Annotated in this window: 14 protein-coding genes and 1 riboswitch; of the genes, 8 read left to right on the plus strand and 6 right to left on the minus strand. The window is 33.7% G+C overall.

From position 1 onward, the window contains the following. The first annotated feature begins 104 nt into the window (after positions 1 to 104). Positions 105 to 563 (plus strand): YkyB family protein, encoded by a 459-nt coding sequence (locus NSQ08_RS18575; RefSeq protein WP_002014827.1) that lies wholly within the window; start codon positions 105 to 107, stop codon positions 561 to 563. Between the two features lie 32 nt (positions 564 to 595). Here NSQ08_RS18575 and NSQ08_RS18580 read toward each other — a convergent pair whose 3' ends face one another. Next, positions 596 to 1258, minus strand: a complete 663-nt coding sequence (locus NSQ08_RS18580) for a YkyA family protein (protein ID WP_002014826.1) — start codon at positions 1256 to 1258, stop codon at positions 596 to 598. A gap of 552 nt (positions 1259 to 1810) precedes the next feature. Beyond that, entirely contained in the window at positions 1811 to 2464 is a 654-nt protein-coding gene (locus NSQ08_RS18585; protein WP_002033822.1) for a diguanylate cyclase domain-containing protein, read from the minus strand. Between the two features lie 162 nt (positions 2465 to 2626). Here NSQ08_RS18585 and NSQ08_RS18590 point away from each other — a divergent pair, with 162 nt between their 5' ends. Continuing rightward, the gene (locus tag NSQ08_RS18590) at positions 2627 to 2860 is read left to right on the plus strand and encodes a phage holin (RefSeq protein ID WP_002014824.1); all 234 of its coding nucleotides are present in this window, start codon (positions 2627 to 2629) and stop codon (positions 2858 to 2860) included. 31 nt (positions 2861 to 2891) lie between these two features. Here NSQ08_RS18590 and NSQ08_RS18595 read toward each other — a convergent pair whose 3' ends face one another. After that, complete coding sequence (locus NSQ08_RS18595; protein ID WP_002033821.1) at positions 2892 to 3392, minus strand: hypothetical protein; 501 nt, start codon at positions 3390 to 3392, stop codon at positions 2892 to 2894. 557 nt (positions 3393 to 3949) lie between these two features. Between NSQ08_RS18595 and NSQ08_RS18600 the strand changes: the two genes are divergently transcribed. From NSQ08_RS18600 to metE, 3 genes are all read left to right on the plus strand, one after another. Continuing rightward, on the plus strand, positions 3950 to 5491 hold the full coding sequence (locus NSQ08_RS18600; protein ID WP_002014821.1) for an MDR family MFS transporter: 1542 nt from the start codon (positions 3950 to 3952) through the stop codon (positions 5489 to 5491). A gap of 91 nt (positions 5492 to 5582) precedes the next feature. After that, positions 5583 to 6140 (plus strand): PadR family transcriptional regulator, encoded by a 558-nt coding sequence (locus tag NSQ08_RS18605; RefSeq protein WP_002128898.1) that lies wholly within the window; start codon positions 5583 to 5585, stop codon positions 6138 to 6140. A 223-nt stretch (positions 6141 to 6363) separates the two neighbouring features. After that, positions 6364 to 6551, plus strand: a riboswitch (cobalamin riboswitch). A gap of 130 nt (positions 6552 to 6681) precedes the next feature. After that, the gene (gene metE, locus NSQ08_RS18610) at positions 6682 to 8970 is read left to right on the plus strand and encodes a 5-methyltetrahydropteroyltriglutamate--homocysteine S-methyltransferase (protein ID WP_340777829.1); all 2289 of its coding nucleotides are present in this window, start codon (positions 6682 to 6684) and stop codon (positions 8968 to 8970) included. 40 nt (positions 8971 to 9010) lie between these two features. Here the strand turns inward: metE and comJ are convergent, their stop codons facing one another. Both comJ and nucA read right to left on the minus strand, forming a co-directional pair. After that, entirely contained in the window at positions 9011 to 9400 is a 390-nt protein-coding gene (gene comJ, locus NSQ08_RS18615) for a competence protein ComJ (RefSeq protein ID WP_002088359.1), read from the minus strand. A gap of 39 nt (positions 9401 to 9439) precedes the next feature. Then, a complete protein-coding gene (nucA, locus tag NSQ08_RS18620; protein ID WP_002014817.1) occupies positions 9440 to 9874 on the minus strand; it encodes a DNA-entry nuclease in 435 nt (144 codons plus the stop codon). Positions 9875 to 10110: 236 nt separating this feature from the next. Between nucA and NSQ08_RS18625 the strand changes: the two genes are divergently transcribed. Then, positions 10111 to 10854, plus strand: coding sequence for a DUF3967 domain-containing protein (locus NSQ08_RS18625; RefSeq protein WP_002033817.1), 744 nt, complete (start codon positions 10111 to 10113; stop codon positions 10852 to 10854). Between the two features lie 59 nt (positions 10855 to 10913). Here NSQ08_RS18625 and NSQ08_RS18630 read toward each other — a convergent pair whose 3' ends face one another. Then, positions 10914 to 12188 carry a sensor histidine kinase gene (locus NSQ08_RS18630; protein ID WP_002014814.1) on the minus strand — a complete coding sequence of 425 codons (1275 nt, stop codon included), beginning with the start codon at positions 12186 to 12188 and terminating at the stop codon, positions 10914 to 10916. A 309-nt stretch (positions 12189 to 12497) separates the two neighbouring features. Here NSQ08_RS18630 and NSQ08_RS18635 point away from each other — a divergent pair, with 309 nt between their 5' ends. Then, entirely contained in the window at positions 12498 to 12698 is a 201-nt protein-coding gene (locus NSQ08_RS18635; RefSeq protein WP_000929276.1) for a hypothetical protein, read from the plus strand. Between the two features lie 234 nt (positions 12699 to 12932). Then, positions 12933 to 14096 carry an aminotransferase A gene (locus NSQ08_RS18640; protein WP_002142986.1) on the plus strand — a complete coding sequence of 388 codons (1164 nt, stop codon included), beginning with the start codon at positions 12933 to 12935 and terminating at the stop codon, positions 14094 to 14096.

A 14096-nucleotide genomic window follows, 5' to 3' on the forward strand; every position in this document is an offset into this window, starting at 1 on the left:
ACAATATTGCTTTAATATTGAAAATATATACAATTACTTTTTGCATATAATAAAAACCCATTTTATTTATGCTATAATAAGGAAAAATTGAAAGGAGAGTCAATATGAAACCTTCACAACCACAATCTCCATTGCATAATCAACATTCTATTAATAGACTAGCTCAATCTATTTTCGTTGTGAATCGTCATGCTAAAGCCGCAACTAACCCTAAGTACTTATATTGGTTAAAAAAGACTGCTTTAGAACGCTTAATTACTGAAAAAAAGGCTATCAAAGAAGGATTACATTTTTCTAGAAATCCACGTTTTAGTCAACAACAATCCGATGTTCTTATACGTTTAGGTGATTATTTTTTCCATATCCCTCCTACGAAAGATGATTTTCGCACCCTACCGCATCTTGGTCACCTTGAATCCTCCTATCGAAATCCGAAAACAACCTTATCTTTAACAATAGCAAAAAAAACACTTCAAGATTATATTGGTCCTGAAGCATTAAAACAGGAAAAAAAATTAAGCGAACCAGTTCCATGGTATAGCCGTACCTATACAAAAAAATAAAACAGTTTGGCCTAATATTAGGCCAAACTGTTTTATTTTTTATCTTCCTTAATTTTAATATTAGCTTGTTTATAGAATGCAACTTTTTCTGTATTATATGATTTCGTATATTCATTAAACTTATCTTTTTCTGTCTCAATATCTTTATATGCTTGGTTTACTACCTTTACTTTCTCGCTAATATCTTTTAATTTTGTACCTTTATCTTGTAGCATTGTATATAATTCTTTTTCTTGCTTTAAAGATTTATTATAGCTATCGTACATCTTTTGGAATGAATCATGTCGTTTCTCATAAGTACTCTTTACTTTATCAGCCTGTTCTTTTAATTTATTATCTTCAATTTTCTTCACATGCTTATCAGCTGACTTCACTTCTTCTTGCGCTTTATTTAACGCCTCTTTTTCTTTAATAAGAACTTTTTCTCGTTCAGCTGTATTTTTCACCGCTTGATCAAGCTTATCCTTAACAGCCTGATTATTATCTTTTCCTTCTTGGACAATTTGATTATATAATACTTGGCCCTCTTTCTCTAATGACTCTAATTTTTTCGCATCTTCAAACATTGTTTTTTCTTGCTTGGCAGCATTTTCAAATGCAACATATAGCTCCTCTTCTGGTTTTGGGCCGAAACAACCAGCTAGTAAAGTCATTGATAATGCAGTTACAATTGCTAATTTATTATATTTCAACATCTTTTCCTCCTATTAATAAACGACCATCGTGCCAAAAATCCCATGAAAAACATGTAACTTCTTTATCTATTTCACGCTCGCATCTTTTTTACGAAGATCATCAATAATTATTTATACTGCTTGTACAATTTTCGCACTTGAAATTATGTAATGTCTTAAAACATAAAGGTATTTACCTTAATCTTACCTACTGCAAGAAACACTATAATGTTTCACCTGATAAAAGATGACCGTTGACCTCTCACGTCTATCATTCCCTTTCTCACTTTCTATCAAATAACCTCTTTGTCCATTTTACATAGTGCAAAGGGGACCTCGCAACTCTTACAAAGATTCTTTTAATTTCTTAAAAAGGAAAAGTGTAGAGCATGTTTTCCTCTACACTTTTAAACTGAAAACATTGTGCAAAATGCATTGACACATCCACACACAATTATATGCTGATTTCATATATTTTTAAAGACTTTTGTTACAAAAAAAAGTTTTCTTGTAACAAAAGACAAAAAAATGTTACAAAAAAATCTTTATATCATACTTCTTTAAATCAAAGTTTCATTCATGACTTTGCAAGTTTCTATAATTATACAATTGATTTTGTGCCTTTCTAAACAAATCTTCAAAAGTTTTCCCTTCTATAGGATAACTTGCAGCCCCAAATAATAGTGTGACACTTAATAAATCATTCGCTATTTCATTTTGAATATTTTTGATTAATCGGCTTGTTATTGTTGACTTTTCATAGCCATTATCAACAGCTACGATAACATATTTATTTTCATCCCACCTCGTAACTACATCGCCTTTTCGAACTGTCTTTACAATTGTACGTTCTACTCTTTGGACTAGCTCATCTAACTTTTTTTCTTGCACTGTGTCTTTTAATACATCCCATTCTTTTACGGAAAGAATATACACTGTAATATTACGAGAATCTCTTTCTGATAAAGCAGCTACTTTTCCAAAAAAATCAACGACAAAATCGTTATTCGTCATTCCTCCTACTTCAATATTTACACGCGTATTCGTTCTTTTATCGTACCAATGTCCAAAATAATAGCTTAGTATCATTTGCAATATATAAATAATAAAGACGGTTAAAAATGATCTCGAATCTAGCTTAGCAATTACATCCTGAAGTGCAATCCATTCTGTAACCGCAACTGTGTTCCCAAGTAATAATCCACTAATTTTCCCTTTATGTTTCATACTCTCCCCCTTTTATACCAATATATGTTTCTATAACAATAATGTTTTTCTATAAAATAAAAAATGTACATATTTAATGTACATTTCTACTTAAGTTTGTATACCTTTTCTATTTTATTTCATATATATACTATATATCGTTTTTAGGAAGGAGTGACCTATATGCCTCAAAAAGAAAATCTATTAGATATTATGCGCTTACTAGCTGGCTTTTTGTTATCATTAAAATTACTATTTAACTCTTTCGGAATAAACTTCATTACAAACGATCAAATTGACGCTATAGTAAATGTTATTTCATTTCTATTCATTCTATATTTTGGATACAAAAATAACTATATTGGAAAAAAGGGAGTGGAACAAAAGAAATTACTCAAGAAGCACAATCTTCATTAAAGAAGGAACCTTTCGCACAGGTTCCTTCTTATCATTTTCTGACAACCACTTCATTTGTTTGTAGCGGTCCATATGATACACCTTTATATTGAAATGTATATGTAGCCTGAAATAATGAATTGGGAGGAGCTTTATCTTTATTTGCTTTTATTTGACAAATTAATTCTACCTTTTCATTCGGTGATAAATTATCGATTCGCCACCTTACAAGCTGAAATAAAAACTCACTTATTCCCTTATCTGCTTTTAAAGAGTTTGGGATATACGCGAAATAATCACGAATCATATGACTTACAACTACTCGCGAAATCATTTCAACGCCTTTATTTTCAACTTCAAGTCGAATAATTAGTATGTCATTAACATCATAGATCATCTCATACGAAAATTTTTCTTTATACATACTACGGATTTGCAATGTGACTGCTACATCGGATGCTTCCGTGTCCTTTTTAGAACCATCAATCCACAAAACCGGCTGTAACGGTATAGAATACCTTCCTTGATCCGAAATTCGTTTCCATATTTTCATAATATATTCACCTCATTCCAGATATATCATCTATACAACTGTATTCTGCCTCTCGATGCAATGAACTACACTTAGAAAAAATATTTAGCTTGTTACAAATCATATTAAATTTTTCTTTTCCTTTTATCCTATTCGACAATATAAAGAAAAAACCATTTTTAATAGGTTGACACAGGTTATACTTTATTAAATATTTTTTTACAATTTCCTTCCTTGACTACATAACAAAATAAATTCTTACTCTCTTTTGGTCAATATAATAAAGTGAAACTTTAATCAGTGGGGGTTTTGTTTTGTCCATCCCCCACTGATTATTAGCTTTTACCAATCGGGCTTTAACGGGCAGTTAAAGCGGGATAAAATAATTTGGCGGTAGAAAACATTTGCCTTTTAGTCAAATTTGACTATAATATAATTTATGATTTCCATCCTTTATATCATGTCAGTGCAATTTTTTATAAAATGAAGAGGAACTATACAAACTGTACATAAAGTTTTTTTATGCATTGCACTAAAAAACTTAAGTTAGTTTAATTTTTATTAAAGGAGGACTACTTTTGGAAGCACAACTATCAAAAAACGATTCAAGTAAAACAAAATTTGTTGTTGCTGGTTTACTACTTGGTATTCTAATGGCAGCAATGGATAACACAATCGTCGCAACTGCGATGGCAACGATTGTCGGAGACTTAGGAGGGTTCGACAAATTCGTTTGGGTCACATCCGCCTACATGGTAGCAACAATGGCCGGAATGCCTATTTTCGGTAAGCTGTCTGATATGTACGGACGGAAACGCTTTTTTATTGGCGGATTAATTCTCTTCTTATTTGGTTCTGCACTTTGCGGGACAGCATCAAGTATTGAACAACTAAGTATTTATAGAGCCATTCAAGGAATTGGTGGCGGCGCTCTTATGCCTATCGCATTTACAATTATGTATGATATATTCCCGCCTGAAAAACGAGGAAAAATGACCGGACTATTTGGTGCTGTTTTCGGAACATCTAGTGTTTTCGGACCTTTATTAGGTGCTTACATTACAGATTATATAAGTTGGCACTGGGTCTTCTATATTAATATTCCGTTAGGACTTATTTCCTTCTTCTTCATTACTAAATACTATAGCGAGTCTCTAGAATATCGAAAACAAAAAATTGACTGGGCTGGTGCTATTACGCTTGTCATTAGTATCGTTTGCTTAATGTTTGCTTTAGAACTTGGTGGTAAAGAATATGCATGGGACTCTAATGTGATTATTGGTTTATTTTCCACTGTTGTTATTCTGCTTATTATTTTCTTCTTCGTAGAAAGAAACGCAACCGAGCCTATTATTTCTTTCCATTTATTTAAAAAACCTTTATTTGCAGCTAGCCAAGGTGTTGCCTTTTTCTATGGCGCAGCTTTTATCATCTGTACAGTTTATATTCCAATCTTCGTTCAAGGTGTTCTCGGTGGTTCAGCCTCAAATGCTGGATTAATTTTGACACCTATGATGGTAGGATCTGTAATCGGAAGTCAAACTGGTGGACAATTAGCTTCACGAACAAGTTATCGTAACATCATGACAGTATCTGGAGTTTTCTTCGTTCTTGGTATTTATTTACTAAGTACTTTAACTATGGAAACACCTCGTACACTCGTAACAATGTTTATGGTGCTTGCTGGACTTGGAGTTGGATTCTCCTTCTCAGTTTTAAGTATGGCATCTATCCACAAACTAGAAATGAGAGATCGCGGTTCTGCTACATCCACGAACTCATTCTTCCGTTCACTTGGAATGACCCTTGGCGTCACGATTTTCGGTACGATTCAAAATCATGTTTTCACTGATAAATTAAAAGCAGTCTTCCCTCCTGAACTAGAAAAAATGGCTCCTAAAGGTGGAGACACAAGCTTTTTATTATCACCAAACGCTACTGAAAAGCTACCTCCTGAAGTACTGAGCGGAATTAAAGAGGCTCTTGCAACATCTATTGCTAATACATTTTTCTGGGCACTTATCCCAGCTACGCTAAGTATAATTTGTATTTTACTTATGGGAAATGAACGTCTTTTAACAGGACCAAAAACAAAGCAAAAACAAAAACAAGTAAGCTAATATAGAAAAACGAAACGGTATATCCCTTTATGAAAGAGGATATACCGTTTATAATATATATAAAGTTTCTATATACAGGAGTTGAGACAGCATGAGCATGAAGTTAGTCATTCTCGGCTTGTTACTCGAAGGAGATAAACATCCCTATGAAGTGCAGCACATAATGAAAGAAAGACAAATGGATTGTTATATTAAATATGCCAAGGGATCGCTATACTACGCCTTCGAGCAATTAGAAAAACAAGGTGCGATTAGCATTACCAATATTGTTAGAGATACGAATAGACCAGATAAAACAATCTTCCATATAACAGAGGAAGGAAAAGCGCTTTTCCACACCTTATTATTAAAACAATTTGAAGCGAAAAACCAAATATATAAACCTATTTATTCAGCACTCTCTTTCGCTCACTTTAGCGACGAACAAGCTCTAGTTCCTATTTTGAAAAAAAAGAGAGATGATACAATGCTCTATTTACATACAATGCAAACGATATACGATCATAATAAACAACTAGTTCCTCGTGCTCAACTATATATTCTACAAAGCGTCATTGAGCATATTAATGTTGAATTACGTTGGCTAAACACGCTCTTACAAGATGCAACTGCAGGTCGTCTTTCAGAAATAGGTGTAGATAATGATTAAGTTTTTCTAAAAGAGGTGCCTCCTCTTCTAGAAAAACTTAACACTATAATTATTCCTCGCAACTCAAAACACCCTCATTTTAATAATAAATAAACATTAAAAAAACTTAATTTTCCGAATAAAAAGAAATAAAAAACTTTAGAATTTTCTTATTTTAAAACAGTGGACAAAATTCCGAAAATTGTGTTAGAATTTGTTTCAATATCATATCGCTTGTTAAATTCCTTTCAAAAGGAAAATAGGTACACGAATATTTCACTTCGTGTTTAAAAGGGAAGTTTGGTGAAACTCCAACACGGTCCCGCCACTGTAAATGCTGAGATTTCTTTTTTGTGCCACTGTGAAAACGGGAAGGTGAAAGAAATTATATGAAGCATAAGTCAGGATACCTGCCTATTTTAACAACACTGATAGACTCACGGATGATGATGAGGTGTTAAGAACAAAAAGGAAGGCTTATTTTTCTATGCCTTTATGCTTTTTGTTATAGGTATTTCCGAGTAAACGGAAATGCTTACTTTCAATTAGGGAGGAATTTAAAATGGCAATTCAAACAAGTAACTTAGGTTATCCACGTATCGGACTACAACGAGAGTGGAAAAAAACATTGGAAGCTTTTTGGTCCAATAAAATTGATGAAGAACAATTTTTAACGACAATGAAAGAAATTCGCCTTCAACACGTCAAAGTACAGCAAGAAAAGGGAATTGAATTAATTCCAGTTGGCGATTTTACATATTATGACCACGTTCTGGATACGGCCTACATGTTAGGATTCATCCCGTCACGTTTTTCAGAGTTTACCTCTTACCTTGATGTATATTTTGCAATGGCACGCGGCTCTAAAGATCACGTTGCTTCTGAAATGACAAAATGGTTTAACACAAACTATCATTACATTGTTCCTGAATATGAAGAAGGATTACAAATCTCTTTAAAAGACAATCGTCCTCTTCGTTTATATGAAGAAGCGAAAAAAGAGTTAGGCGTTGATGGAAAACCAGTTATTTTAGGCCCTTATACATTCCTAAAACTGGCAAAAGGTTATAATGAAGAGCAATTTGCCACTATTTTAAAAGAGCTAGTTGCACCTTATGTACAATTATTCTCTGAATTACACGCAGCTGGAGCACAAATTATTCAAGTTGACGAGCCAATCTTCGCATCTTTAACAAAAGATGAAATTAATCAAGCGAAAGAACTTTACGAAGCTATTCATAAAGAGGTTCCAAATGCGAATCTTCTTCTACAAACATATTTTGATAGTGTAGAAGAGAACTATGAAGAAATTATTGCATTCCCTGTTTCTGGTATTGGATTAGACTTTGTTCATGGCAAAGAAGGTAATGTAAATGCTATTTCAAAATATGGATTCCCAGCTGATAAAATTTTAGCTATCGGTTGTATAGATGGCCGTAACATTTGGAGAGCTGATCTTGATGATGTACTTTCTTTATTTACAACATTACAAAATCAAATCACAGCAAAAGGTTTAATTGTTCAACCTTCTTGTAGCTTATTGCATACTCCAATTGATAAAACGGAAGAAACGCACTTAACAAGTGAATTATTTGATGCACTTGCATTTGCTAATCAAAAATTAGAAGAACTAGTCCTTATCCATTCTGCTCTTACTAAAGGTGTAGAAAGCATCAGTAGCGATTTAACAACATATCGTAATGCACATCATGCAATCCGCTCATCAGCTGCACGTAATCGTGAAGATGTAAAAGTGGCACATACATCACTTAAAGAAGATGATTTCTCACGTCCTCTTCCATTTGAAAAACGATATGAACTACAGCAAGTAGCTTTACAATTACCGTTGTTACCAACAACAACTATTGGTAGCTTCCCGCAAACATCTGAAGTTCGTCAAACACGTAAACAGTGGCGTAACGGCGATATTACAAATGAACAATATAATCAATTCATTGAAAAAGAAACTGCAAAGTGGATTCGTTACCAAGAAGATATTGGTCTTGATGTACTAGTACATGGTGAATTCGAAAGAACTGACATGGTGGAATATTTTGGAGAAAGACTTGCTGGTTTCTCCTTTACTAAAAACGGATGGGTACAATCATACGGTTCTCGTTGCGTAAAACCACCTGTTATTTATGGTGATGTTGCCTTTATAAGTGGAATGACTATTAAAGAAACTGTATATGCACAAAGCTTAACGGAGAAAGTAGTAAAAGGTATGCTAACTGGACCTGTCACTATTTTAAATTGGTCATTCGTTCGAAATGATATTTCAAGAAAAGAAGTATCATATCAAATTGCATTAGCACTTCGTCATGAAATTGAATTACTTGAATCTTCCGGAATTAGAGTAATCCAAGTCGATGAACCTGCACTTCGTGAAGGTATGCCGTTAAAAGAAAAAGATTGGGATGCATACATTACATGGGCAGTTCAATCATTCCTTTTAGCAACATCTTCTGTAGAAAATGAAACACAAATTCATACTCATATGTGTTATAGTAACTTCGAAGATATTGTAGATGCAATTCGAGCGTTAGACGCAGATGTTATTTCTATCGAAACATCAAGAAGTCATGGAGAATTTATTAATACATTAAAGCATACAACATATGAAAAAGGAATTGGTCTAGGGGTATATGATATTCATAGCCCACGTGTCCCAAGTAAAGATGAAATGTTCACAATCGTAGAACAATCTTTACAAGTATGTGACCCTAAATATTTCTGGATTAATCCAGACTGTGGTTTAAAAACACGAAGAACTGAGGAAGTTATACCTGCTTTAGAGCACATGGTTCAGGCAGCAAAAGACGCTCGTTCTCTCCTAAAAACAAACGCATAATAAAAAAACGTGTTATCCTTTTGAAGGATAACACGTTTTTTTATTCTACACTCTCAAAATAGAAGTCGTATTGTACTTTATACAATTCATCGTCTGATGGCTCTTCAAGAGGAGTTGCCTGCAAGACTATCATATATTCTCCGTTCGGAATAGGAATATGATATTTATTAGAAAGAATACTTGTTATATATACTTCTTCATTCTTCACTGTGAAAGGAACTGATATCGTTCTAACCACTTCTTCTTTCTCAATATGATTTCCACAAGTAACTTCCACTTCACAAGTATAGTCAGAGATTGCTTCAAAAATAATAGCTCCATCCACCTCAGCATAGCCTCTTTCAAAATCTTCAGGAGTCCAATCTACATAAGGCTGCTGACCATCATAGTTCATTATCATTAATTGCGAATATGAAATTGTTAATTCCATAACTATCCCTCTCCTCCACTATGAAATGTATGCCAATTACTATTTCACTTCAAATTTCACACGCGTACCATCTGGATATTTGTCTAGCTTATTCCCTACCCAAGAACCTGCACCGCGGTTATCTGCTGGACTTATATATTCAATATGAGCTCCTTTTCCGCCTTCCTTACACATCGCCATCGGCCATTCATCACGATCATAACCTTTCTTCGTCGGATATGGCGCTAACGATAATTTCCTTCTATCCGCTGCACCATTACGATCAATTGTACACATTTCCGAATGTCCTTCTTTTATAGCATCCGTTATATGTTTCCCGGTCTCTGGATATCGTTCTTTCGGGAACTCTAGAATTTGATCATACGTAGTTGTCTTTTTAGTACTTGTCTCCTCTGGCACAAGTACTTCATATACCGCTACCAAAAGAGAAAGAATTGCAATAATTGAAATGATAATACCTTTAAATTGCTTCATGTGTACCTCCGTGTTCCTACCAATTTCTTTTCCTCAGTTATTATAACAAACTTCTTCTATGTATGTTTTCAGACATTATTTTAGCTCTTCCTCTCCATTCCGCCAAAAACATTCATTTTTCTTCATCTTTTCACTAATGCTGTAGAAAACTAATAACCTTCCGACATTCTTTTTCAAAGGAAGTCCACATAAAAGGTTGAAATGATATATACGATACTTTTTGGGGAGGAACTATCATGGAAGCTATTTATAAAACGAAAGATGTTACAAATAAAACAGGTATCCCAAAACATATAGTCCGAAAATATAGCCAACTCTTAGAGGAACACGGTTATATCATTTCAAAAACAGCTGATGCTCGTATTTATAAATTGGATGATTTAAAACTATTGAAATCTATACATGAAAGAGCTGCTACATTACAAGAAGACATTTCAGAAACAATACCTATTATTTTAAAAGAAAAAGATGCCCCACCTGTACCTGTTATTCAAGATAAACAAGAAGTGCAACCAAAAGAAGATGGGCGTAACTTTGAGGAGTTCATGCTAAAACTTGAAATGCTTGCTCAATTAAATGAAGCAATTATTCATCAAAACTCTACTCTCATTACACAAAATCGTTTAAAAGACGAGAAATTAGATGAACTAATGCAACAAGTTTATGTAAAAGAAGGCTCACAAGAAAAAATGTTACAAGATCTAGTTGTTCACGCCGCTCAAACAGATGCACTCCAAAAAGAAAAAATGGACTTATTAATGAATCATATGTATAAGCGAGAATCCAAACAAGAAGAAAAAATGAATAAACTTGTCAATCAAATTTACAATAAAGATAGCAACCGTGATACACAACTTATGCAAGTTATTCGCGAAATTCAAGAAACAAAAAGATTAGTCGCCGCCTCAAAAGAGCAAAGCTTCTTTCAATCATTTAAAAGTTTATTCGTTCGAACAAAACAAGAAAAAATAAATGAATGAAATTTTGTATCTTTTTCTAATGCACGATAAAATAAAAAGTTACCTTCTATCGGTAACTTTTATTCCTTATATCGTACAGCTGGCAATATAATAATAGCTTCAGTTCCTTTTCCGCTTTCACTTTTATATTCCAATGTGCCATTATGCGCTTGTAAAATACTAAATGTTACCATAAGGCCTAATCCTGTTCCTTTTTCTTTTAAAGAATAATACGGTTGTCCAAGCCTTACTAACTGTTCTTTTGTCATTCCAACACCACTATCTTTAACTCTTATTATTATCAATTCATCTTTTTGAATAGCTGTTACTTTTAAATACCCTTTGTTTCCTTGAATTGCTTCAATACCGTTTTTAACAACATTCATAATAGCTTGCTTCAATTTCGTCTTATCGCCGATAGTATAAAGGCTCTCAGAAATCTCAACTTGCAAATAAACGCCCTGCATCGCTGCAAATGATGACATAAGAGTTGTCATTTCAATTAATTGTGCTGATAAACAAATATGTTCTTTTTTTTCAATTTGAGGCCTTGCTAAATTTAAATAATCTGAAATAATCTGTTCAGCACGATCCAGTTCAGCTAATACGAGACGCATATAATCTTTGTTTTTTACGTCTTCTGTACTCTCTAGCAATTGAATAAACCCTCGTACAACAGTGAGAGGGTTTCGAACTTCATGTGCAACACTTGCAGCTAACTCACTTACAATATTAAGTTTTTCTGATTTTTGCATTTCTGTACGCAATAATGCATTTTCGTTTAAATACTCAGTCAAATACACTTGAAATACCATTGTCATAACCATAATAAGTGATGCAAATATATACCCACTATATAGATTAGATATGTACGGTGTAAAACCTGTTTCTAAAAGGACATTCAACATCCCGACTACTAATGAAACAAGAACATAAAATGATGCAATCATAAAAGCTAATATTAGCTTCTTATCTCTTGAAAAAAGAGACCATTTCTTTGACAAAAATAATGGAATTATCGAAAGAAATATAACTTCTACCATAGGCAACCAACTAAGCCCCTTAAAAATCCATTCATATGCAACATAAATAATGGCAGGGATGAGCCCAACAATCCCACCATATAAAAAACCACTAACAATTGGGACTGGATGAAAATTGTATCCGCAAACGGTACCAAAACAAATAGAGTATGTCATGGAGAGAACGAGTGTAACGCTAGATAAAAACATAATAAAGTAGCGATTAGGCTTCGGAAGCATTCCTTGATAACGATTTAAACGAATCGCTTCATATAAAAATAGTGGTAAAATAATGATGGCAATTTGGATCATTAAATCACGAATCAGCTCCATAGCCTCTCATCCCCTATATGTATTTTGATATGATTATATCATTTTATAAGTCTATTTGTTTCAAAATTTTGATTTTTCTTAACATCTTTGTTAATTATTTGTTAACAACTAATAATAAATGTTACAAATTTCCGAAATGATTGTAAACCCTGTACCAAATTTCCTTCGTGCAGTATACAATGAATACGGATTACAAAGAAAATAAAAAACACTTCACTAGACGGACAACTATCGCAAAATACAGCATATAATCCATACTATCTATGTTTACAAATAAGTGATCATTACTTTAGTAGGAGGAAGATAAATATGGCGGGTACTACGCTTGTTTTAAAAGAAGAAAATTTGGTTGTGCTAGAAAACGTTGAAAAATCAGTATACGAAGAATTGCAACATAAAGCAGGGGACGAAGACTGTACATGTGCTGTAAATGAATCCGTTGTCCATCTTGGCAAAGTATCTTCCGTACTTTGGAACGAAGATGAAATAGATTGGGAATACGGTTATTAAAAAGTCGCTTGCAGCGGCTTTTTTTGTGTTTATGCTTAAGTGAAACTTTAATTAACTCACACAGCTTATACTCTTATAGACATTTGAATCCTCACATAATTTCTTACTTCCACTGAATTTTAAGATACGATTCTTATCTTTCACAAATAGCGGGGGAAATTTTATAAACAAAGCGTAATAGTTGAAAATATGATAAAATGAACTTAATTTTCAAACGGAAGAAAGGGAGATACAATGGAACAATTCATTAATCCTAGAGTGAAGGACATCCAAATTTCTGGAATCCGTCAGTTCTCTAATATGATTCAAAACTATGATAATCTTATCTCTTTAACAATTGGGCAACCCGATTTCCCTACACCTTCTCTAGTAAAAGAAGCAGCTAAACGGGCCATTACAGAAAATTATACAAGCTATACACATAACGCTGGTTTACTAGAATTACGCAAGGCAGCTTGTAACTTTGTAAAGGACAACTACAATTTACATTATTCACCTGAAAACGAAACCATTGTTACAATCGGTGCTAGTGAAGCGATCGATGTTGCATTCCGAACTATTTTAGAACCAGGAACGGAAGTAATTTTACCTGCTCCTATTTACCCTGGTTACGAGCCGATTATTCGACTATGTGGTGCAACTCCTATTTTTATAGATGTTCGTGAAACTGGATTTCGTTTAACAGCTGAAGCTCTGCGAAATGCAATTACAGAACGAACAAGATGCGTCGTTTTACCGTATCCTTCTAATCCAACTGGTGTTACCTTATCAAAAGAAGAATTAGAAGATATTGTATCTATCTTAAAAGATAAAAATATTTTCGTTCTTTCCGATGAAATTTATAGCGAACTTGTATATGAAGACAAACACACATCTATCGCTCATTTCCCAGAAATGCGTGATAAGACTATTGTCATTAACGGCTTATCAAAATCACATTCTATGACTGGTTGGCGTATCGGACTTTTATTTGCTCCAGAATATTTAGCAAAACACATATTAAAAGTTCATCAATACAATGTTACATGTGCTACTTCAATCGCTCAGTATGCTGCAATCGAAGCTTTAACAGCTGCTAAAGATGCACCGAAGATGATGCGCTATCAATACAAAAAACGCCGTGATTACGTGTATAATAGACTCATTCAAATGGGTTTAACGGTTGAGAAGCCAACAGGTGCATTTTATTTATTCCCATATGTTGGACATTTAACATCTTCATCATTTGATTTTGCACTTGATCTTGTAAAAGAAGCTGGGCTAGCCGTTGTTCCTGGAACCGCATTTTCCGAATACGGTGAAGGCTACCTTCGCCTTTCCTATGCTTACAGTATCGAAACTTTAAAAGAAGGCTGTGACCGTTTAGAAGCCTTTCTAAAGAAAAAAGCTAAGAGTTAA

Origin of the sequence: Bacillus sp. FSL E2-8887, assembly GCF_038007205.1 — a bacterium.
GTDB classification, from domain to species: domain Bacteria; phylum Bacillota; class Bacilli; order Bacillales; family Bacillaceae_G; genus Bacillus_A; species Bacillus_A mycoides.